The sequence below is a fragment of the Mucilaginibacter sp. P2_A4 genome (assembly GCF_056405015.1).
On record NZ_JBFUCX010000010.1, the window covers coordinates 33,695 to 54,169 of the forward strand.

The window sequence follows — 20,475 nt, forward strand, 5'->3', positions numbered from 1 at the left end:
TTAATTCAGGTGCTCAGCAATGTAACTTTTTTATTGACTATGACTAATATGTAGTTAATACATATTATATTGCGATATAAACTTTATCATTCATGAAAAGAATAATATTATTGGCATTAGCTGTAATACCCGCTGTTGCTTTTGCACAGGATACTAAATATAGCATACAAGGAAAGATAGGCGAATTTAACGCGCCTGCCAAGGTTTACCTCGAATACAGGTTCCCTAAAGGCAAACCTATTTATGATTCCTGTATGGTTGTTAACGGTAAATTTCATTTTACTGGTTCAGTTGGCGCTGCGCCACTTAATGCTTACCTGTTATTTAATCGTAAAGGTACCGGCACAGGTAATGCTGATGGTTACCGCGTAATTTATCTGGAACCGGGTGTTATCAACCTAACGGCTACTGACAAGATTGAAAACGCAACAGTTGAAGGCCCAAAAACAAACCAGGAGAACGAAAAATACCAGCTTGGACAAAGGCCAATAAGTGATGCCTATGCTGCGCTTGAGGAAAGGCAAAAAGCAGCTACAGAAGAGCAAAAAGCTTCGCCTGAGTATCTCAAAAAAGTAAAAGCCGATGAAAAGGCCATCGACGATATGAGCGCTGCTATAGATAAGAAATTTATCCAGGAAAATCCCGGCTCCATTATCAGCCTCAATGCTCTTGAATCCTTAGCCTACAGTGCCGATTATGTAGATCTTAAACCGTTATACGATGCTTTAACACCTGCTGTAAAGAGCACTGAAGCAGGCAAAGCCCTGGGCGAAAGGATGCCTAAATTAAAGGCTGTGGCATTGGGTGCAACTGCACCTGAGTTTGCCGAAGCTGATACCAGCGGAAAGATTGTCAACCTGTCATCATTTCGCGGGCAGTATGTCTTGATTGATTTTTGGGCATCATGGTGCGGCCCATGCAGAAGGGAAAATCCTAATGTAGTAAAAGCTTATAACCACTATAAAGGTCAAAAATTTACTATTTTGGGTGTATCGCTTGATAAGCCAAACGCAAAAGAAAAATGGTTAGCCGCCATTCACAAAGATGGCCTTACCTGGAATCATGTTTCTGATTTAAAATTCTGGGATAGTAAAGCGGCCGGTTTATACGCCGTTCGTGGTATTCCGCAAAACTTTCTGATTGATCCCAATGGAAAAATCATTGCCAAAAATCTGCGTGGCGATGATCTGGAAGATAAGCTTGCTGAGATCTTCGGGAAAATATAGTTTAGAGAATGGTTGATTGGGTTAGATTAGGTTGATTAAGTTTGGCTGGTAAAACTCAATCAACCATTCACTTAATCAACCAATCAACTTCTTGTTAAAGAAGATCGAACCCAATATCTTTCCTGAAGTACATACCATCGTAATAAATACGGCTGGCATCGGCTGTGGCTTGTTGCAGGGCGTTAAACATATTGTCCTGCAGTGTAGTGATAGCTAAAACTCTGCCTCCGGTAGTTATTACGTTTTCGCCATCGTTACTGGTGCCTGCATGAAACACTATGGAGTCGCGCACGTTTTCGGTACCGGTTATTACTTTGTTTTTGAGGTATTCGCCGGGATAGCCGCCTGCAACCATTACTATAGTGGCAGCTGTTTTTGGAGATATGATGAGTTCCTTTTCATCCAGGTTACCTTCGGCAACGCCCTGGAGCAGGTCTACAAAGTCGCTTTCAATACGGCGCATAACGCTTTCTGTTTCCGGATCGCCCATGCGGCAGTTGTACTCAATAACCCATGGCTCACCATCCTTGTTCATCAGGCCAATAAATATAAAGCCTTTGTATGGGATATTATCTTTTTTCAGTCCCTCAACAGTAGGGATAATTACCAGTTCTTCTACCTTTTTCATATAGGCAGCGTCAGCAAATGGAACGGGCGAAATAGATCCCATACCGCCTGTGTTTAAACCAGTATCACCTTCGCCAATGCGTTTGTAATCTTTTGCTTCGGGGAGTATTTTGTAGTTGGTGCCATCGGTCATTACAAAAACAGATAGCTCAATACCCTGTAAAAACTGCTCAACAACCACGCTTGAACTTGCTTCGCCAAACTTGGCTTCGGCAAGCATTTGAGTAAGTTCCAATTGGGCTTCTTCAAGGCTAAGGCATATTAATACGCCTTTACCTGCCGCAAGTCCATCAGCCTTTAATACTACGGGCAAACCTGCCGTAACCAGGTAGGTAAGGCCTTCCTGAAGGGTATCTTTGGTAAACGTTTTGTAGGCGGCTGTAGGGATGTTATGCTTTTGCATAAACTGCTTGCTGAAATCCTTGCTACCTTCTAACTGGGCGGCATGCTGCTGCGGGCCAACTACCGGTACATTTTTCAACTGCTCATCGGCCAAAAAGAAATCATGAATTCCCTTAACCAGTGGTTCCTCGGGGCCAACCAGCACCAGGTTGATAGCGTTTGCAATAACAAAAGTTTTAATGCCCTCAAAATCGGTAACCTTTAGGTTAACGTTGGTGCCGTACTGGTGGGTACCGGCATTGCCGGGGGCAATAAAAAGCTTTTGGCATTTAGGACTCTGTGCAATTTTCCAGGCGAAGGCACTTTCCCTTCCGCCCGAACCGAGGATCAGGATATTCATGTGGGCAAAGATAGGTTTTTGGACGAAAGATTTTAAGATGAAGGTTAAAAGACGAAGGATGAAGGATTTTGACCTTCGTTTTTCAGTTCAGTTGCGCTTGTTTGTAAGTTAAACAAGCGCAACTAAACTATATTAATATCAATACCTGATTGCCCGCGAGGCCCATTCCGCAATACAGTACCCAAAATAAGTTGATGTTGGTTTTATTTTCCAACTTCAATTATATGAAACGTGCCGGGTACTTGTTTGGGCCGTGGGTTTGGGTTTTCGGCAGTTGCGGCTACGGGAGTGGTTTTAGCTGCCGGTAAATAAAGCCTGTGTGTTAGCAGATCAATACCGATTGTACGTGCGCTGGGCTCAGATGGAATATTCTCCACAAATTCAAATTTATTGGCATTGATTTCTCTTACCACACTTATTGTTCCTTCGCCGTTTGAAGCGTAAGCTGTTTTTAGTTCAGGATCAAATACCAGGCCGTCGCAGCCGCCAATAGGGAATTTGGCCAGGTTTTTACCGTTAGTGGCATCCATGATCACCATGGTTGTATTGCCGCCGCAACCAATAAATAAGCGGTTGGTTTTACGATCGATGTCCAGGCCTGATGGCTCATCGCCGCCGTTAATTTTATACCTGTCCTGTACTTTTAAGGTGGTGGCGTTTATCACTACTATTTCGTTGGTCGTTTCTGCATTTACAAATACCTTTCCTTTTTCATCAGATACACCGGTTTCGGGCTTTGCTCCCAAGGGAATGGTGGCTACAACTTTATCTGTAGCCACATCAATAACAGTGGCATCCATGCTTCGGCCATTAAATGCGTATACCTTTTTTGCAAAGGGTTCATAAAATATAGCATCTGGATTTGTACCTACAGCAATCTCGCCCAAAACCTTGAAGCTTGTAAGATCAAACACAATTACCTTATTAACGCGCCCGGCGCTGATATAGCCCTTATTTAATGCATTAACCAGTGCAATACCATGTACACCCGGAGTATTGGGGATATAGCTTATAGAATCGCCAGCGGTAGATAAAATATTAACCTGGTTACCATGTGATGTGTAAATGCGTTTATGAGCCCCATCAACAGTTATATAATCCCAGCCGCCATTGCTGTTTACTGGAATATTCTTCAATATATGAAACCCGGTTTTTTGCTGAGCCCTGGAGTAAATGGGATTGGTTATTATAAAAATGGCAACCAGGATGGTTGCTGGTAGCAGGTTTAAGTTTTTCATAAGTAATTGGTTTTTACGCAATTTACCTAATTAATTCTGTAGAAATTTTGGATGGACATCATTGAGTTTATTTCGTTGATGTTGAATCCTGCCGATAAACCCGGGCCATAGTCTGTAATGGTGATCGGGTTACTTTGCGCCGTTTATCTGTTTGATAGCATCATCTGCAGCTTTTGCCCCTACAACATCGTTCAGTTGCGAACGCCCGATTTTTATATCATTCAATAGCTTAATGAATTTTGGGGCTAAACCAAACTGTTTGAAATCTGTACCTAAAATAACCAAAGCATTGATGCCTTGCTGTACGTAGGCAGGGGTATCAATACGGGAGGTCATGGCGGCCAGGTCAGCTATCATCCTATACTGGTTATTTGCGTTTTTACTGTTGTAAGTATTATAAATATAAGGCCATTGTTTGCTGTTGCCATATTTGGCATACACGGCAACAATAGCTTTGGTGAGCTCGCCTTTGTTGTCGCTTTCAAAGTTTTTGGCAAGAGTTATAGCTTGCCCGGCATCTAATAACGCAATGGCATTTAAAGCTGCTCCTTCTACAGCATAAGATTTATTGCTTAATGCCTGTTTATATAAAGGGAGATAAGCGGATACTTTAAGTTGACCTAATACGGAGATAGCTGCTGCACGTACCAATGTATTTTTATCGGTTTGGGCCAGTAAAGTAAGTATCGGTTTGGCTGTAATATGAATATCATCATTGCTCATATCTAACGCCGTGACAGCTTTGATACGCAAGCCATAATATTTATCCTGCAGGGCCGCTATCAGCACTTTTTGTGCTTCCCGTTCATTCTGGTGGCTTGCTGCCGAATCTATTGCTTCCAAACGGTCTTGATATAAAGGGGCGTTAAAATATTGAAACACTAATTCTTGCAACGTTTTGTTATCCTTTTTTTCAGCCAGCAGCACTTTATCCCCATCTACATTTACCAGGTCGGGTTTTGAGGCAACATGCAACGTTAATGTGTCCGTTTTGTCATTCATCCAAATTTTATGGCGTTCTTTTTTTTCATCGGCATAAATATCTATAGCCATTGGCAGCCTGAATATTTGTCCTTGCTGGGTTTGCTGTAAATAAACGGTTTCGGTTTTAGCTTCGTTATCCCATTTATAGCTGATGTTTAATATGGGGTGACCAGCGCCATAATACCATTGGTTAAAAAACCAGTTCAGATCCAGGCCGCTTGCTTCTTCCATAGCTAATCTAACCTGGTGTGCTTCTGCAGTTTTAAAGGCATTCGTTTTAAGGTAAATGTTTAGTCCTTTAAAAAATGCGGCATCTCCTAAATAATTGCGTAGCATATTTAAAATGCGCCCTCCTTTATTGTAAGTTACAATCGCATCAAAAGTATCTTCCCTATCGTGGTAATAAAACCTTACCAGGTTTTTAGTATGTGCATCGGGCGAGCTCAGGTAATTTTGTAATGCCGCATAGTTAACGGCATCAGCTTCATCCCTGCCATATTTATGCGCTGCCCAAAGCATTTGGCTAAAATCGGCAAAAGATTCGTTCACCGTAAGGTTGCTCCAGCTTTCGCTGGTCACATAATCGCCAAACCATTGATGAAACAGTTCGTGGGCAATAGTCTGTCTGCCAACATCGTAATTGGCGTCTATCAGCTCGCGCGAAGTTTCCTGAACTATCTCGCTGTGCAACGTAGCCGAGGTGTTTTCCATAGCACCACCCGGGTGGTCACGCACTACAACCTGGGCATATTTATTCCATGGAAAATCAACGCCCAATAGTTTTGAATAAAATTCCATGATTTCCGGTGTCATCCCAAAATTCTCCCGGGCGTAAGGAGCATAATCGGGCTCCAGGTAGTAGTTAACTTCTTTATTACGCCATTTGTCATGATAGATCTTAAAATCTCCAACAGCCATCATAAATAAATAAGGGGCATGGGGAAGGTCCATTTTCCAGGTATCGGTACGGGTTCCATCGGCATTGTTTCTTTGTGATGCCAATCGGCCGTTCGAGAGCGTAACGTACTTTGAAGGAACAGTCATTGAGATCTCTTCGGTCGATTTCTGGTTCGGCTTATCAATGGTAGGAAACCATACAGATGCACTCTCTGTTTCGCTTTGCGTCCATACCTGGGTAGGTTTATTCTTTTCGGTGCCATCGGGGTTAATAAAAAATAAAGCCTTGTGCCTTATAATGCCATGTCTGCCTGTTTTTAAATTGTTTGGTTTGGCCGTATAGTTAATGTAGATGGTATAGCTTTCATTATTATTATAAACTTTATCCAGTTGTATTGCTACGGAAAGGCTGTCAACATACTTATATTTCAACGGAATATTTTTGCCGTTTTTTACTATCGCGATATTATGAAGATCCATTCCTTTAGCGTCAAGCCTTAGTGAATCTGTAGGATAGAAGTGTGGCTTGATTGTAACCCATTCCTTGCCATACAAATACCGTTTTTTATAATCAAAACTAACAACCAGCCTGGTATGTATGAGATTATTGATCCTCGGTGCCGTAGCCCGGTAAATTTTCATTGACGAATCATCAGAACTGCTTTCCTGCGCGCGCGAAACAGGTGTCCATGAAAGCTCTATAAATATAAAAAGGAAAATAATTTTAAAAATCACACTCTTGAAGGTATCTGCCTCCCATTTATTTGCCATTGCTTTTGTGTCTTATTTATCAGAACGGCAAATTCAAAGCCATGTTATTAATCTACTGAAAATAAGGTAATTGTAAATCATTGAATTAGTGTCGTTACTTTATATCGTCAAGTAAACAGTGATATAGCTGAATAGCGTTGTTCCAGATATAAAACAAAAAAAGCGACTGATTTTTACCAGTCGCTTTTTGCAATAATATATATTGGATAGTTTACAACCCAAAGGCTGCTTTTACTTTATCAACATAATCTAATTTTTCCCAGGTGAAAAGTTCCACTTCGCGTTTTAGTTCGCTGCCGTCATGGGCAATAAAAGTTTTAGTTACGGTTTCGCTTGGTTTACCAAAGTGACCATAAGCGGCGGTTTCACTGTAAATAGGGTTACGCAGCTTAAAGCGGGTTTCAATGGCGTATGGAGTCATATTGAAAACAGCCTCTACTATTTTGGCTATTTCTCCATCGTGCAATTGAACTTTGGCAGTGCCGTAGGTGTTTACGTAAATACCCATTGGCTGGGCCACGCCTATAGCATATGATACCTGTACCAAAACTTCGTCGCAAACGCCGGCGGCAACCAGGTTTTTGGCAATATGGCGTGTTGCATAAGCAGCAGAACGATCAACCTTTGAAGGATCTTTACCTGAAAATGCGCCACCACCGTGTGCACCTTTACCACCATAAGTATCCACAATAATTTTACGACCGGTTAAACCAGTATCGCCATGTGGACCGCCAATAACAAATTTGCCGGTTGGGTTAATATGGTATTTGATCTGATCGTTAAAAAAGTGGGCGTATTTTGGATATTTTGCTTTAACACGAGGAATCAGGATACTGATGATATCTGCACTGATTTTGGCAAGCATTGCTTTCTCTTCGTCAAAATCGTCGTGTTGTGTGGAGATAACAATGGCATCAATGCGCTGTGGTTTGTTGTCATCGCTATATTCTAACGTCACCTGCGATTTTGCATCCGGGCGAAGGTAGTTGATCTCGCTGTTTTCACGACGGATAGCCGCAAGCTCAATTAGTAAGGCGTGAGCTATATCCAAAGCCAAAGGCATATAGTTGTCAGTTTCTACAGTAGCATAACCAAACATCATACCCTGGTCGCCTGCACCCTGCTCTTCTTTAGCCTGGCGATCAACACCCTGGTTAATGTCCGGCGATTGTTCATGAATAGCCGATAGCACACCGCATGAGCTGCCGTCAAACATATATTCACCTTTGGTATAACCAATTTTGTTGATTACCTCGCGGGCTATTTTTTGTACATCTAAATAAGCTTTTGATTTTACTTCGCCGGCCAAAAATACCTGCCCGGTGGTTACCAGCGTTTCGCAGGCAACTTTTGAATTGGGGTCGAAAGCTAAAAAATGATCTATCAGCGCATCTGAGATCTGGTCTGCAACTTTATCGGGGTGTCCTTCTGATACGGATTCAGAAGTAAATAAATATGGCATATAAAATTTTTATACAATTAATTTAAAACAGCAAAAGAGGAGATTTAAAGGCATCGTAGTAAAAAGAAGCATTGGTTTTAGCACTTTTTTACGTGGTTGCAATCCAGTTACCTGTCGGTAATCAATTAAATCATTCCACTTTCGGGTAGCAAAAATAAAACAAATTTTACAAAGCCGAAAATACATTTACTTTTGATACTTTATTTAATATTAATACAGATAGTTGAAACGTAAAGCGTTATTTATAATAAATCCGATATCGGGGGGGAAGAAGAAGGATGGTGTGCCAGAGTTGATAGACCAGAACCTTGATAAGAATGTGTTTAATGCCGACATTGTTTATAGTGATGGTGTATCACATGCCCGAATAATAGCCGGCGAAGCGGCAAATAAGTTTGATGTGGTGGTTGCTGTTGGCGGTGATGGTACTGTAAATGAGATATCTTCGGCCATTGTGGGTAGCAGTACCGCTTTAGGTGTGGTTCCCTTTGGCTCAGGAAACGGATTGGCCCGGTTTTTAGGAATTCCGATGAATACTGCCGAATCAATAAAAGCGTTAAGTGCCTATAAAATAGAAACCATTGATTCGGGACAGATGAACGGTTTGCCGTTTTTTAATATGGCAGGTATGGGTTTTGATGCTCACATTGCCGAAGTATTTTCGCATGGTAAAAAGAGGGGTTTTTTAACCTACATCAAATCAACCATGCAGGAGATTATGAACTATAAATCTCAGGAGTACCGGATTGAAATTGATGGAAAAATATATGAGCGCGAAGCTTTTATTATAAGTATTGCCAATTCATCACAATGGGGTAATGATGTGCACATTTCACCAAAGGCATCGGTGCAGGATGGTTTATTGGATGTGTGTGTGATTCAAAAATTCCCCATATGGCGCCTGCCCGAGATTGGCGCACGCCTGATGCTTAAAACAATTGAATCCTCTAAGTATATAGAAATTATAAGAGGAAAGAATATAAAAATTACCCGGCAAAAGGCGGGGCCTATCCATCTTGACGGCGAGCCACATGTAATGGATACCGATATACATATTAATATAATACCCGGCTCATTAAAAGTAATTGTAGGCCCCGGCTATTAAAAAAATAGATTATTATGGCTAAGAAGAATTTTACAGGTGTAGTTTATTCAACCGATCCCGACTTTGAATACCAGGAAAATGGGAGTAATGCTGCTCAAACGCTGCCACCACAACAGCAAAACTTTAAAATATATCTTGATAGGAAGGGTGGAAGTAAATTGGTTACCCGGATAACCGGTTTTGTAGGCACTGATGCCGATCTGGAATCGATTGGAAAAAAGCTAAAAACAAAATGCGGGGTGGGCGGTTCGGTAAAAGAGGGCGAAATATTGATCCAGGGTGATTTCAGGGATAAAATATTAATCCTGCTGCAAACCGATGGCTATAAAGCAAAAAAGGCCGGCGGATAACTGCTGGATAAGTGCCTCATTAACCAAATATTAAACCAATTAATAGCGTATTTTGTACACTGGAAAATTTAAACCTTGCTATAAGAGTTTCGCATTACGGGCATAATAAATGCCGCGCCAATTTGAAGTGTAACGAAATAGTAGCATAAATTTTATCAGGATTGCTTGATAATATTAAAAAAAATGGTTTTCATTGCAAATAATTGTAGTGGCAACACACAATAATCAGACATTATTACGTTATTTATATCCAATTGCACACAAAATGTAATTTGGTATTAAAAAATTGTAAAGAATAATATAAATGATTTTTTTATTTCAATAAAATTCTATTTTTGTTATTCGCATTTTAGAGCACATTTTAACTAACTTATAATATAAACAAAAACTAAAAACTAAAAATTAAAAGTAATGGCAAACGCACCAACAAAACCAACTACTCCTGTTAAGAAAGAAAGCTCAAGTGCATCGGGCATGTTTGCTTCTTTAACTATTCCTATTTGTTTAATAGTATCAACTTGTATTTTTATATTCATATTAGGCGATGCAAGTCACTTTAAAGGCGGAGATGTTGAACACGGCAACCCGGCAGATATCTTCGGTACTGTACACAAAGGTGGTGTTATCGTACCAATGATTATGGGTTTCCTTTTAATGGTTATCGTTTTCTCTATCGAGCGTTTCGTAGTAATCGGTAAAGCATCAGGTACAGGCAGTGTTGATTCTTTTGTTAGAAAAATCCAGTCCTCTCTTAACGCAGGTAACATTGCAGCAGCAGCAGCTGAGTGCGACAAACAAAAAGGTTCTGTAGCTAACGTTATCAAATCAGCCTTGAAAAAATATGGCGAAATGGAAGCTGAACCTAATTTAGATGTTGACCAAAAAACTTTGGCAATCCAAAAAGACATTGAAGAAGCTACAGCTTTAGAAATGCCAATGTTAGAGCAAAACTTAACCATCATCGCTACATTAGTATCTATCGGTACATTAACCGGTTTATTAGGTACAGTAATCGGTATGATTGGTGCGTTCTCTACATTAGCCGCCGCTGGTGCTCCAAACCCTTCTGAACTTTCAGCACACATTTCTGAAGCTTTGATTAATACAGCTTTAGGTATCAGTACTTCAGCTATATCAATTATCATGTACAACGTATTTACATCAAAAATTGATAAACTGACTTACGCTATTGACGAAACAGGATTTAGCATTGTACAAACATTTGCTTCATCTCACAAAAACGCCAACAGAGCATAAAAATATAGTAGTGCTTAGTTTTTCCCGAATAAAATAAAAGCGGGGGATTTTAATACTTAACAATACTATATATTTTAAAAAAATTAAAACATGGCAAGGATAAAAGTTCCAAGAAAGAGTACAGCAATTGACATGACCGCCATGTGCGATGTGGCATTCTTGTTGTTAACTTTCTTTATATTAACTGCAAAACCAAGAACTGACGACCCGATTCCAATCGATGTACCAAGGTCTTCTATTCAACAGCCTGTTCCTGATGAGAATTTTGCTACAGTAACTGTAGGTAGTAACAAGACTTTTTTCGGTATTGAGGGAACAGATCTTCGTAAAGCTACTTTAGAGCAAATGGGCTCGATTTATAAAATCGGGTTTACTCCGGAAGAATTGAAAAAGTTTTCGGGTGTAGAGTCATTTGGTGTACCGATTGCACAGATGAAGCAATTCCTTGCTTTATCATCAGAGCAGCAGAAAAAGTATACTCAGCCAGGTATCCCGAGAGATTCGGTAACCAATGAGCTGTTTAACTGGATACGCGAAGCCCGTAAAGCTACCGTAGCACTGCACAATGTACAAATGCGTATAGCTATAAAAGGTGATAGCAAGGAAGAGTACCCTGTTATAAAGGATGTTGTTGGGATTTTGCAAAAGCAAAAAGTTAATAAGTTTAGTTTAATAACTTCAGTTAGCGGCGGTGGACCTGCCCCTAAATCAAAATAAGGAATCATGGCAGAATTAGACACCTCCGGGGGAGGGAAACATAAAGGCGGGAAGGTACGCAGTAAAAAGCAATCAACCCGTATAGATTTAACCGCGATGGTGGATCTGGCTTTCTTATTGATCACATTCTTTATCATGACCACTACTTTAGCTAAACCTAAAGCAATGGACCTGGCTATGCCTGATAAAGATGAAAAGATCAAAGATGAGAAACCTATTGCAGCATCTCGTTCGTTGACCCTTTTACTTGGCAGCAATGACAAGTTGGAGTGGTATATTGGCGAGCCGGGAAAATCGGCCCCAACTATTATCGGTTACGGCAAAGATGGTTTGCGCAAGTTGCTGGTTGAAAAGGGTAAAGAAATACAGGATGCAACCGGAAAATGGATGTTTGTTTTAGTTAAACCAAGTGCTAAATCTGTTTACAAAAACACAGTAGCGGTTTTGGATGAAATTAACATCACCAACATACAAGGTTACGGTATTGTTGATATCACACAATCAGAAATAGATGACCTGAAAAAGAACAATCTGTACAACGATAATAAATAAATTATATACAACGTTAAATAACTATTAAAGCCTTACATAATGTTTGGATCAAAATTAGACATATTAGACCAGAAATGGATCGACGTTGTTTTTAGTAGCAGGAATAAAGCATACGGTGCTTATGAACTGAGAAAGGATAATGCAAAAAATACCAATAGGGCACTGGTTATTGCCATTATATTATTTGTATTTATAATTTCTTTGCCTACTATAATCAACAAGCTGAAAGGTTTGATACCTAAAGCTGATGAAAAGGTAAAGATAACAGACGTAGTGCTGTTACCTCCGCCACCGGTGGATCAAACCAAAAAACCACCTCCACCGCCACCAGAACCACCAAAACCAAAGGTAGATCAGATTCGTTTCCCTCCTCCGGTTGTAAAACCAGATAACGAGGTAAAAGAAAAAGATCCACCAACCATTAAGGAGCTTGCTGTAGCGGATCCAGGTCAGAAAGATCAAAAAGGTGATCCGAATGCTGATATCAGAATTGATGAGCCAGTAGGTAACTCAGATATTAAGCAGGTTGTTGAAGAAGATCCTAATAAGATCTTTGCATCTGTTGAAAACTTACCCGAGTTTCCGGGTGGTGTTGAAAAATTTGGTGCTTATTTGAGCAAGACCATCAGGTACCCTGCAGTTGACCGTGAAAACGGTACTCAAGGACGTGTAATTCTTACTTTCGTTGTGGAACGTGACGGATCATTAACTGATATTAAGGTTTCAAGAAGCCTTAGCGCAGGTACCGATGCAGAAGCAATACGTGCACTAAAAGGTTCACCAAGATGGAAACCAGGTATTCAAAACGGAAGGCCGGTTCGTGTACAGTATAGCGTACCCGTAAGCTTTACATTAGCCAGCGATAACTAGAATAATGCCATTTAATTTCAATAAAGAGCAAAAATCGCCCAAAAGGCGGTTTTTGCTTATTTTAGGAACTGCCGCATTTATTTGCTTTGTAATTTTGGGCCTGATGATCATGTTTTGGGATAAACTTCCATTACAGTTACAGCCATATCAGCGGATACTTTTCGGAGCTTTTATTATCGGATACGCGATTTTGCGTTTCTCAAGGTTGTTCAAAAAAGATCAGGATGAAGATTAGGTTTGATTTTAAATACTTTTTTTTTGCGCTGATTGTATCAATTGGTTTACAGGCCTGTAAACAAAAAGCTGCAAAACCGATTGCCGACGATACATTCAATTCTGGTAAAAGTACCTTTGTTGCCGACGAATCTTTTGCACCAATAGTAGGGCAGGAGGAATATGTTTATAAAAACAGAAATCCGGAGGCACAGCCCACTTTTTTGTACAAAACAGAAAATCAGGCGGTGAATATGCTATTAAATGATAGTGTCAGGATGGCAGTGCTTTCAAGGGATTTGGATACTGCTGAACGTAATATTATCATTAAACGCTCTTTAAACGTTGCAGTACTGCGGTTTGCAACTGATGCCATTACATTGATAGTAAATCAGGCATCAAACGATACTACTATTACTGTTGCTGCATTAAAAAATATGCTTCGTGGAAAAGGCGATGCAAATAAAACAATTGTTTTTGATAACCCTAACTCAAGTTTGGTAAGGTATTTGAAGTACTTTTCTGGTACTAAAGAATTCAATCAGAAAAATATTTATGCCTTAAAATCAAATAAAGAGGTTATTAAATACGTTAGTGAACACCCGGGCGCACTTGGTATCACAGGTTTTAGTTGGCTTAATGATCCGGATGAGGATATGATACCTTATGTGGCTAAAGTTAAAATTGTAGGGGTTAAGGATGAGGCGAATAAGCAGTATGGAGAGTACTACTTTAAACCTTCTCAAGAATCACTCGTCTTAAAACAGTATCCTTTAAGCAGGGGGTTATATCTGGTTAATACGTCGAGCAAAGATGGTTTAGCTACCGGGTTTGCAACATTTTTAGGCAGTGATGTGGGGCAGCGGATTATATTAAAATCGGGTTTATTGCCTGATGTTATGCCGCCAAGAGAGATAAATTTAAAAAGTAAATTATAACTAAATAAGATGAAAATGATCAGTAAAATAGCTAAGGCAACATTAGGACTGGTATTTATAGGTTCATCATCAGTTTTTGCGCAAAGTCTAGCCGACGCCAAAAAAGCTATTGACGCCGAACAATATCAAAAAGCCAAATCAATGCTTAAAAACCTTACGGTTACACAGGCCGATAAGGACGAGAACTTTTTTTACCTGGGTTGGGTATATATTAAACAGGATTATACCGACTCTGCAAAAACAGCGTTCAATAAAGGTATTGCTGTAAACCCTAAATCTGGTTTAAATTATGCCGGTTTAGGTGCTGTTGCCCGCTTGGATAAAGATAAATCAGGTGCAACTACCAATTTTAACCAGGCTGTAAGCCTTGCCGGTAAAAACAGCAAGCCATTTGTATATGTAGGTAAAGCTTATTTACTGCCTACAACTGCAGACGGTAAAATATCTGTTGATGATGCAAGCGCAGCTATTGCCGTTTTATCAAAAGGTAAAGCCGCCAATCCAAAAGATGTTGAGTTATTGATTACTTTGGGTGATGCTTATGCTTCACAGGTAAAAAGTAATGAAGCTTACCAGGCTTATTCAGATGCAACTACAATTGATCCCAAAAATCCAGCTGCTAAGGTAGCAACCGGTGTTTTGTGGAGATATGCAAATAACTTTGAAGATTCAGAAAAACAATTTCAGGATGCGTTAGCCATTGACCCTAATTTTGGGCCGGCTTACCGCGAATGGGCAGAAACTGACAACCGTTGGGCTAATGCCGATCCAAAAATGGCATCTGTTAAAATTAAACAAGCCGTTGAGGAATACAAAAAGTATTTGAGTTTAACAGATCTTTCTGTTGAGTCTCAAATGCGTTATGCCGACTTTTTGATCAGCGCCGGTCAATTCCAGGAGCTGCAAACTGTTGCTGCTGATTTGTCAAAATCTAAAAAATCAAACTTAAGGGCATACCGTTATTTAGCTTATGCAGCTTTGGAAAATAAAGATTATCCTGCTGGTTTAGCCGCTATGAACACCTGGTTGGCCCAAGCAGATCCAAAAAGGGTTGTGCCACGTGATTATTTATACCTTGGCAGATTGCAAATTGCATCTGGACAGGATTCAACAGGTATTAACACTTTAAGGAAAGCAATTTCTTTGGATACTACCCAGGTTGATGTTTATGGTGAAATTGCCAAATCACTATATGGTAAAAAGAAATATGGCGAAGCTGCTGCAACATATGCCAACTATATTGCAAAATCACGCAAGGTTCAGCTTAATGATTACTTATCAATGGGTATGAGCTATTACAAAGCATATAATGATCAATATTTTAGCACAGTTAAACCTAAACCGGTTGCTGATACCACTTTATTGACCAAAGCAGACTCAGCTTTTAGCTATATTCAGCACAAAGCAAAAGCACCATCAGCAATTGTAGCCTTATTCCAGGCACGGGCTAATGATCAGAAAGAGCCAGCAGACAGAACTGCGTTTAAGGGTTATGCTAAGCCATACTATGAGCAATACATTGCTTTAACAACTGCAAAGGGAGTAACTGATGCTGATAAATCATTCATGGGTGAAGCTTATGCTTACCTTGGAGGTTATTATGAGTTTAAGGAAAAAGATGAAGCCAAAGCTGTAGAAAACTACACCAAGGCTAAAGAATTGGATCCTACAAATAAACAGGCAGTAAATTACTTTGCACGTAAAGCCGCAGGCGGTAAAAGCAAATAATTGAGAAAAACAGGAATTTAGAATTCATATTTTAATAAATAAAAAAGGTCTCTTGAAAAAGAGGCCTTTTTTATTATTGTTCCATTAGTATATTTGCAGCATGGAAGTACAAAGTTTACCGGTTAATTATTTGCCCATCATATTTCAAATGCTTGTGGCTTTAGGGTTTGTGGTAACCACCATGTTTGTTACGCATAAAATTGGCCCCAAACGTGCTACAAAGGATAAACTTACGCCTTTTGAATCAGGTATTGAGGTTGTGGGTAATGCCCGTTCTCCAATGTCTATCAAATATTTCCTGGTGGCAATACTATTCGTATTGTTTGATGTGGAAGTAATTTTTATGTATCCCTGGGCAGTAAACTTCAAGGCGATGGGTAAAGATGGTATGATAGAAATGTTCATTTTTATGGGCACTCTTTTATTGGGTTTTATCTACGTTGTAAAAAAAGGCGCGTTAGACTGGGATTAAGTTTAGAACGATTCTAAATATAGCCCTTGTAAACGCATAGTGTATCTTTTACATCGTTATTATTGTAAATTTGCCGTCATTATCCTTGCTTGTATAGGGTAATAATTTTCTATTAAAATTGTTCAATGAGTGATATTCAAATAGTTGATGCCCCTGCAGGTGTAGAAGGCGCCGGTTTTTTTGCTACCTCGCTTGATAAAGTAATAGGTATAGCCCGCTCAAATTCATTATGGCCCCTGCCATTTGCTACCTCATGTTGCGGTATCGAATTTATGGCAACTATGGCTTCTCATTATGATCTTTCGCGTTTTGGTGCCGAGCGGTTAAGCTTTTCACCACGCCAGGCTGATCTTTTGATGGTTATGGGTACCATTGCAAAAAAAATGGCTCCGGTATTGCGCCAGGTTTATTTGCAAATGGCCGAGCCACGTTGGGTTATGGCTGTAGGTGCTTGTGCTTCAAGTGGTGGTATATTTGATACTTATTCTGTTTTGCAGGGTATAGACGAAGTTATCCCGGTTGATGTTTATGTGCCTGGTTGCCCTCCTCGTCCGGAAGCTATTATCGATGGCTTTATCAACATTCAAAAGCTGGTACAGACAGAATCGCTTCGCAGAAGAAATGAGCCTAAATACCAGGAATTATTAGCTAAATACGGAATCCAATAATGGCTACTATACCCAACGAAGAGCTTTTAAAAAGAATTGGTGAGAAATTTGGCGAGCAGGTAACTTTAGTTGGCGAGCCTTATGGTTTACTTACTGTGGAGACCAGCCGCGAGCAGATAATTGATCTGTTGACTTTTTTAAAGACAGATGCCGCACTTCGATTTATATTTTTAACAGATATCACAGCTATACATTATCCTGAGCAGGAAAAGCAAATTGGTATCATTTACCACTTGCATAGCCTTACCACAAACACCCGTATCCGGATAAAAGTATTTTTGGTTGATGGCGACGTGCATATCCCAACTGCTACCGTGCTATGGGAAGGTGCCAACTGGATGGAACGTGAAACGTATGATTTCTTCGGAGTTATATTTGATGGCCACCCGGATCTGCGCCGTATTTTAAACGTAGACGACATGACGGCTTTCCCAATGCGTAAGGAATTTCCGTTGGAAGATCCAAATCGTGTTGACAAAAAGGATTACTTTTTCGGAAGATAATATTATGCCGTATGGGAAACCTCAACGGCATCACCATAAAGAAAATAATTTATACTGATGCAAAATCATCCTGTATATACAGATAACGATCCTCAAAACGAGCTTTCAACCTTAAACTTAGGGCCAACCCACCCTGCAACACATGGTGTGTTTCAAAACGTGTTGCAGTTGGATGGCGAGAGGATTGTAAGCGGCGTATCAACCATAGGTTACATACACCGGGCATTTGAAAAAATTGCCGAACACCGCCCATTTTACCAGATCACCCCACTTACAGATCGTTTGAATTATTGTTCATCGCCAATCAATAATATGGGTTGGCACATGACCGTAGAAAAGCTTTTGGGTATCACTACCCCTAAACGGGTTGACTACCTGCGTGTAATTGTGATGGAGCTGGCCCGTATATCAGACCATATTGTATGTAATGGTGTACTGGGTGTTGATACAGGTGCTTTTACCGGTTTCCTGTACATGATGGAATACCGCGAAGCCATTTATGAAATTTACGAAGAGGTTTGCGGAAGCCGCCTTACTACAAATATTGGCCGTATAGGTGGTTTTGAACGTAACTTCAATAGCATTGCCTTTGCAAAACTGCGTAAGTTTTTAGTTGATTTTCCTAAAACGCTTAAAGAATTTGAATCGCTGTTTAACCGTAACCGTATTTTTGTTGACAGAACAAAAGACGTTGCCGCGGTTACAGCCGAAGATGCATTAAGCTATAGCTGGACAGGCCCGATACTACGCGCCACCGGTGTTGATTATGATGTAAGGGCCATGAACCCATATTCATCATACGAAGATTTTGATTTTGAAGTACCCGTTGGTACCAATGGTGATGTTTACAGCCGCTTTTTGGTACGTAACGAAGAAATGTGGCAGAGTATGCGCATTATTGAGCAGGCTCTTGTAAAACTGGAAAAAGAACCATCGGATATATTTCATGCTGATGTGCCTGAGTTTTATCTGCCGCCGAAAGAAGAAGTTTATAATAACATGGAAGCCCTTATTTATCACTTTAAAATTGTGATGGGCGAAATACCTACCCCTAATACCGAAGTTTATCACTCGGTAGAAGGAGCTAATGGCGAATTAGGTTTTTATTTGGTTAATGATGGCGGGCGCAGCCCATACCGTTTGCATTTCCGCAGGCCAAGTTTTATCAATTACCAGATGTATGCGCCTATGAGCCGTGGTATGTTATTATCAGATGCGATTATTAATATGAGTAGTTTAAACGTTATAGCCGGAGAATTAGATGCTTAGAGTTGAAGATGCTCAGGTTTCGGTTGAGTTTAGCCCGGAACTGCTGAATAAATTTGCTGATGTGGTTTCCCGCTATCCCGCAGGAAAACAAAAATCAGGGCTGTTGCCGATCCTGCATTACGTACAGGCCGAGTTTGGCTGGGTTAGTCCGCAGGCGATGGATAAAGTAGCGGCATATTTAGATATTTTACCTATTGAGGTGTATGAGGTTGCTACGTTTTATACAATGTACCTTTTGCGCCCGAGTGGTAAATATGTACTGGAAGTGTGCCGTACAGGCCCTTGCGGTGTAGTTGGCGCCGATAAGATAATGGATCATATTGGAAAAACCTTAGGCGTTAAAGAGGGTGAAGTTACTCCCGACGGCTTATTTAGCTGGAGAGGTGTTGAGTGCCTTGCTGCCTGTGGTTACGGTCCGGTTTTACAAATAGGCCCTGAATATACTTTTTACGAAAATTTAACTGAAGCGTCTGTTGATAAATTGATCGGCGACTTAAGAGTTAAGGCAAAAAATTAACAGTTAATATGGGACGCAAATTACTTTTAGAACATATAAACGTACCAGGCATCAATACATTTGATGTTTACCGCTCAAAAGGGGGCTACGCGGCTGTTGAAAAGGCTATAAAAACCATGTCGCCAGAAGCGATTGTGGAAGAGGTAAAGAAATCGGGCTTGCGCGGTCGTGGCGGTGCGGGTTTCCCTACCGGCATGAAGTGGAGCTTTTTGGCTAAACCCGAGGGCGTAGAGCGCTACCTGGTTTGTAATGCCGATGAATCTGAACCCGGTACTTTTAAAGATCGTTATTTGATGACTTATATTCCCCATTTATTAATTGAGGGAATGATAGTATCCAGCTTTGCGTTGGGTGCTAAAACATCATACATATATGTTCGCGGCGAAATGATGCCGCAAATCCGTATACTGGAAAGAGCCATTGCCGAAGCAAAAGCAAAAGGCTTTTTAGGTAAAAATATATTAGGATCGGGTTACGATCTTGAATTATATGTTCAACCTGGTGGCGGTGCTTACATCTGCGGTGAGGAAACTGCTTTATTGGAATCATTGGAAGGCAAACGTGGTAATCCGCGTATAAAACCACCATTTCCTGCTATCGCGGGTTTGTATGGTTGCCCTACCGTGGTAAACAATGTGGAATCAATAGCGGCAGTAGTGCCTATCGTTAACGAAGGTGGCGACGAATATGCTAAATTAGGTATTGGCCGCAGCACAGGTACCAAGTTGATCTCGGCTGGAGGTAATGTTAAAAACCCTGGAGTTTATGAAATTGATCTGGGTTTACCGGTAGAGGAATTTTTATACTCTGACGAATACTGTGGTGGTATTGCCAATGGCAAACGCTTAAAGGCGGTTGTTGCAGGTGGATCATCGGTGCCAATTTTGCCTGCTAATCTTTTCTTGAAAACTATTAATAACGAGCCCCGCCTAATGAGCTATGAATCATTAGCCGATGGTGGTTTTGTAAGTGGTACCATGATGGGTTCTGGCGGTTTTATTGCATATGATGAAGACCAGTGCATTGTGCGTAATACCTGGAATTTTACCCGGTTTTATCACCACGAAAGCTGCGGACAATGTTCGCCTTGCCGTGAAGGTACCGGTTGGATGGAAAAGGTACTGCACCGCTTGGAGTATGGCCATGGCAAAATGAGCGACATGGACTTGCTGGTTGATGTATCTAAAAAAATTGAAGGAAATACAATTTGTCCGCTTGGTGATGCGGCAGCATGGCCGGTGGCCAGTGCTATCCGCCATTTCAGGGATGAATTTGAATGGCATGTAACTAACGGAGCGGAAGCTACAACCCGTAATTTTGGGTTAGCGCATTATGCTGATCCGTTAACGGTTGCAGCGACAGCATAAAA

The 20,475-nt window shown here is 40.6% G+C and carries 20 protein-coding genes; 16 read left to right on the forward strand and 4 right to left on the reverse strand.

Features of this window, described 5'->3' with window-relative positions; genetic code table 11:
- Positions 1-92 precede the first annotated feature (92 nt).
- Complete coding sequence (locus AC1DYB_RS18205) at positions 93-1,226, forward strand: redoxin domain-containing protein (RefSeq protein WP_477437009.1); 1,134 nt, start codon at positions 93-95, stop codon at positions 1,224-1,226.
- A gap of 94 nt (positions 1,227-1,320) precedes the next feature.
- Here AC1DYB_RS18205 and purD read toward each other — a convergent pair whose 3' ends face one another.
- The 4 genes from purD to metK all read right to left on the reverse strand — a co-directional run bounded on the left by purD (position 1,321) and on the right by metK (position 7,947).
- Positions 1,321-2,595: a phosphoribosylamine--glycine ligase gene (purD, locus tag AC1DYB_RS18210; RefSeq protein WP_477437010.1), complete on the reverse strand. Its 1,275-nt coding sequence runs from the start codon at positions 2,593-2,595 to the stop codon at positions 1,321-1,323.
- Between the two features lie 203 nt (positions 2,596-2,798).
- Positions 2,799-3,833 (reverse strand): YncE family protein, encoded by a 1,035-nt coding sequence (locus tag AC1DYB_RS18215; RefSeq protein ID WP_477437011.1) that lies wholly within the window; start codon positions 3,831-3,833, stop codon positions 2,799-2,801.
- A 129-nt stretch (positions 3,834-3,962) separates the two neighbouring features.
- The gene (locus AC1DYB_RS18220) at positions 3,963-6,485 is read right to left on the reverse strand and encodes a M1 family aminopeptidase (RefSeq protein WP_477437012.1); all 2,523 of its coding nucleotides are present in this window, start codon (positions 6,483-6,485) and stop codon (positions 3,963-3,965) included.
- A 211-nt stretch (positions 6,486-6,696) separates the two neighbouring features.
- Positions 6,697-7,947: a methionine adenosyltransferase gene (gene metK, locus AC1DYB_RS18225; protein ID WP_295712822.1), complete on the reverse strand. Its 1,251-nt coding sequence runs from the start codon at positions 7,945-7,947 to the stop codon at positions 6,697-6,699.
- A 223-nt stretch (positions 7,948-8,170) separates the two neighbouring features.
- Between metK and AC1DYB_RS18230 the strand changes: the two genes are divergently transcribed.
- The 15 genes from AC1DYB_RS18230 (at position 8,171) to nuoF (ending at position 20,473) form a co-directional block, all read left to right on the forward strand.
- Entirely contained in the window at positions 8,171-9,052 is an 882-nt protein-coding gene (locus AC1DYB_RS18230; RefSeq protein WP_295712819.1) for a diacylglycerol/lipid kinase family protein, read from the forward strand.
- 14 nt (positions 9,053-9,066) lie between these two features.
- Positions 9,067-9,402 (forward strand): translation initiation factor, encoded by a 336-nt coding sequence (locus AC1DYB_RS18235; protein ID WP_477437013.1) that lies wholly within the window; start codon positions 9,067-9,069, stop codon positions 9,400-9,402.
- A 411-nt stretch (positions 9,403-9,813) separates the two neighbouring features.
- The gene (locus AC1DYB_RS18240; RefSeq protein WP_295712812.1) at positions 9,814-10,659 is read left to right on the forward strand and encodes a MotA/TolQ/ExbB proton channel family protein; all 846 of its coding nucleotides are present in this window, start codon (positions 9,814-9,816) and stop codon (positions 10,657-10,659) included.
- 90 nt (positions 10,660-10,749) lie between these two features.
- The gene (locus tag AC1DYB_RS18245) at positions 10,750-11,376 is read left to right on the forward strand and encodes an ExbD/TolR family protein (RefSeq protein ID WP_477437014.1); all 627 of its coding nucleotides are present in this window, start codon (positions 10,750-10,752) and stop codon (positions 11,374-11,376) included.
- A gap of 6 nt (positions 11,377-11,382) precedes the next feature.
- Positions 11,383-11,928, forward strand: coding sequence for an ExbD/TolR family protein (locus AC1DYB_RS18250; protein ID WP_477437015.1), 546 nt, complete (start codon positions 11,383-11,385; stop codon positions 11,926-11,928).
- Between the two features lie 39 nt (positions 11,929-11,967).
- On the forward strand, positions 11,968-12,798 hold the full coding sequence (locus tag AC1DYB_RS18255) for an energy transducer TonB (protein WP_477437016.1): 831 nt from the start codon (positions 11,968-11,970) through the stop codon (positions 12,796-12,798).
- A gap of 4 nt (positions 12,799-12,802) precedes the next feature.
- A complete protein-coding gene (locus tag AC1DYB_RS18260; protein WP_477391671.1) occupies positions 12,803-13,033 on the forward strand; it encodes a hypothetical protein in 231 nt (76 codons plus the stop codon).
- Positions 13,023-13,949: a PstS family phosphate ABC transporter substrate-binding protein gene (locus AC1DYB_RS18265; RefSeq protein WP_477437017.1), complete on the forward strand. Its 927-nt coding sequence runs from the start codon at positions 13,023-13,025 to the stop codon at positions 13,947-13,949. The genes AC1DYB_RS18260 and AC1DYB_RS18265 overlap by 11 nt, the downstream gene beginning before the upstream one ends.
- Positions 13,950-13,958: 9 nt before the next feature.
- Positions 13,959-15,677, forward strand: coding sequence for a tetratricopeptide repeat protein (locus AC1DYB_RS18270; protein WP_477437018.1), 1,719 nt, complete (start codon positions 13,959-13,961; stop codon positions 15,675-15,677).
- A gap of 100 nt (positions 15,678-15,777) precedes the next feature.
- Positions 15,778-16,149: an NADH-quinone oxidoreductase subunit A gene (locus AC1DYB_RS18275; RefSeq protein WP_295712793.1), complete on the forward strand. Its 372-nt coding sequence runs from the start codon at positions 15,778-15,780 to the stop codon at positions 16,147-16,149.
- A 125-nt stretch (positions 16,150-16,274) separates the two neighbouring features.
- Complete coding sequence (locus tag AC1DYB_RS18280; RefSeq protein ID WP_295712790.1) at positions 16,275-16,817, forward strand: NADH-quinone oxidoreductase subunit B; 543 nt, start codon at positions 16,275-16,277, stop codon at positions 16,815-16,817.
- Complete coding sequence (locus AC1DYB_RS18285) at positions 16,817-17,320, forward strand: NADH-quinone oxidoreductase subunit C (protein WP_477437019.1); 504 nt, start codon at positions 16,817-16,819, stop codon at positions 17,318-17,320. The genes AC1DYB_RS18280 and AC1DYB_RS18285 overlap by 1 nt, the downstream gene beginning before the upstream one ends.
- Before the next feature lie 57 nt (positions 17,321-17,377).
- A complete protein-coding gene (locus AC1DYB_RS18290) occupies positions 17,378-18,589 on the forward strand; it encodes an NADH-quinone oxidoreductase subunit D (protein WP_295712787.1) in 1,212 nt (403 codons plus the stop codon).
- Positions 18,582-19,106, forward strand: coding sequence for an NADH-quinone oxidoreductase subunit NuoE family protein (locus AC1DYB_RS18295; protein WP_295712785.1), 525 nt, complete (start codon positions 18,582-18,584; stop codon positions 19,104-19,106). Before AC1DYB_RS18290 ends, AC1DYB_RS18295 begins: the two co-directional genes overlap by 8 nt.
- Before the next feature lie 8 nt (positions 19,107-19,114).
- On the forward strand, positions 19,115-20,473 hold the full coding sequence (nuoF, locus tag AC1DYB_RS18300) for an NADH-quinone oxidoreductase subunit NuoF (protein WP_477437020.1): 1,359 nt from the start codon (positions 19,115-19,117) through the stop codon (positions 20,471-20,473).
- Positions 20,474-20,475 lie beyond the last annotated feature (2 nt).

Coding starts and splice junctions, on each gene's coding strand:
- AC1DYB_RS18250 (WP_477437015.1), top strand. CDS start 11,383: ATGGCAGAATTAGACACCTCCGGGGGAGGGAAACATAAAGGCGGGAAG.
- AC1DYB_RS18205 (WP_477437009.1), top strand. CDS start 93: ATGAAAAGAATAATATTATTGGCATTAGCTGTAATACCCGCTGTTGCT.
- AC1DYB_RS18275 (WP_295712793.1), top strand. CDS start 15,778: ATGGAAGTACAAAGTTTACCGGTTAATTATTTGCCCATCATATTTCAA.
- AC1DYB_RS18265 (WP_477437017.1), top strand. CDS start 13,023: ATGAAGATTAGGTTTGATTTTAAATACTTTTTTTTTGCGCTGATTGTA.
- AC1DYB_RS18220 (WP_477437012.1), bottom strand. CDS start 6,485: ATGGCAAATAAATGGGAGGCAGATACCTTCAAGAGTGTGATTTTTAAA.
- AC1DYB_RS18270 (WP_477437018.1), top strand. CDS start 13,959: ATGAAAATGATCAGTAAAATAGCTAAGGCAACATTAGGACTGGTATTT.
- AC1DYB_RS18285 (WP_477437019.1), top strand. CDS start 16,817: ATGGCTACTATACCCAACGAAGAGCTTTTAAAAAGAATTGGTGAGAAA.
- AC1DYB_RS18235 (WP_477437013.1), top strand. CDS start 9,067: ATGGCTAAGAAGAATTTTACAGGTGTAGTTTATTCAACCGATCCCGAC.
- AC1DYB_RS18295 (WP_295712785.1), top strand. CDS start 18,582: ATGCTTAGAGTTGAAGATGCTCAGGTTTCGGTTGAGTTTAGCCCGGAA.
- AC1DYB_RS18215 (WP_477437011.1), bottom strand. CDS start 3,833: ATGAAAAACTTAAACCTGCTACCAGCAACCATCCTGGTTGCCATTTTT.
- AC1DYB_RS18240 (WP_295712812.1), top strand. CDS start 9,814: ATGGCAAACGCACCAACAAAACCAACTACTCCTGTTAAGAAAGAAAGC.
- purD (WP_477437010.1), bottom strand. CDS start 2,595: ATGAATATCCTGATCCTCGGTTCGGGCGGAAGGGAAAGTGCCTTCGCC.
- nuoF (WP_477437020.1), top strand. CDS start 19,115: ATGGGACGCAAATTACTTTTAGAACATATAAACGTACCAGGCATCAAT.
- AC1DYB_RS18290 (WP_295712787.1), top strand. CDS start 17,378: ATGCAAAATCATCCTGTATATACAGATAACGATCCTCAAAACGAGCTT.
- AC1DYB_RS18255 (WP_477437016.1), top strand. CDS start 11,968: ATGTTTGGATCAAAATTAGACATATTAGACCAGAAATGGATCGACGTT.
- AC1DYB_RS18245 (WP_477437014.1), top strand. CDS start 10,750: ATGGCAAGGATAAAAGTTCCAAGAAAGAGTACAGCAATTGACATGACC.
- metK (WP_295712822.1), bottom strand. CDS start 7,947: ATGCCATATTTATTTACTTCTGAATCCGTATCAGAAGGACACCCCGAT.
- AC1DYB_RS18280 (WP_295712790.1), top strand. CDS start 16,275: ATGAGTGATATTCAAATAGTTGATGCCCCTGCAGGTGTAGAAGGCGCC.
- AC1DYB_RS18260 (WP_477391671.1), top strand. CDS start 12,803: ATGCCATTTAATTTCAATAAAGAGCAAAAATCGCCCAAAAGGCGGTTT.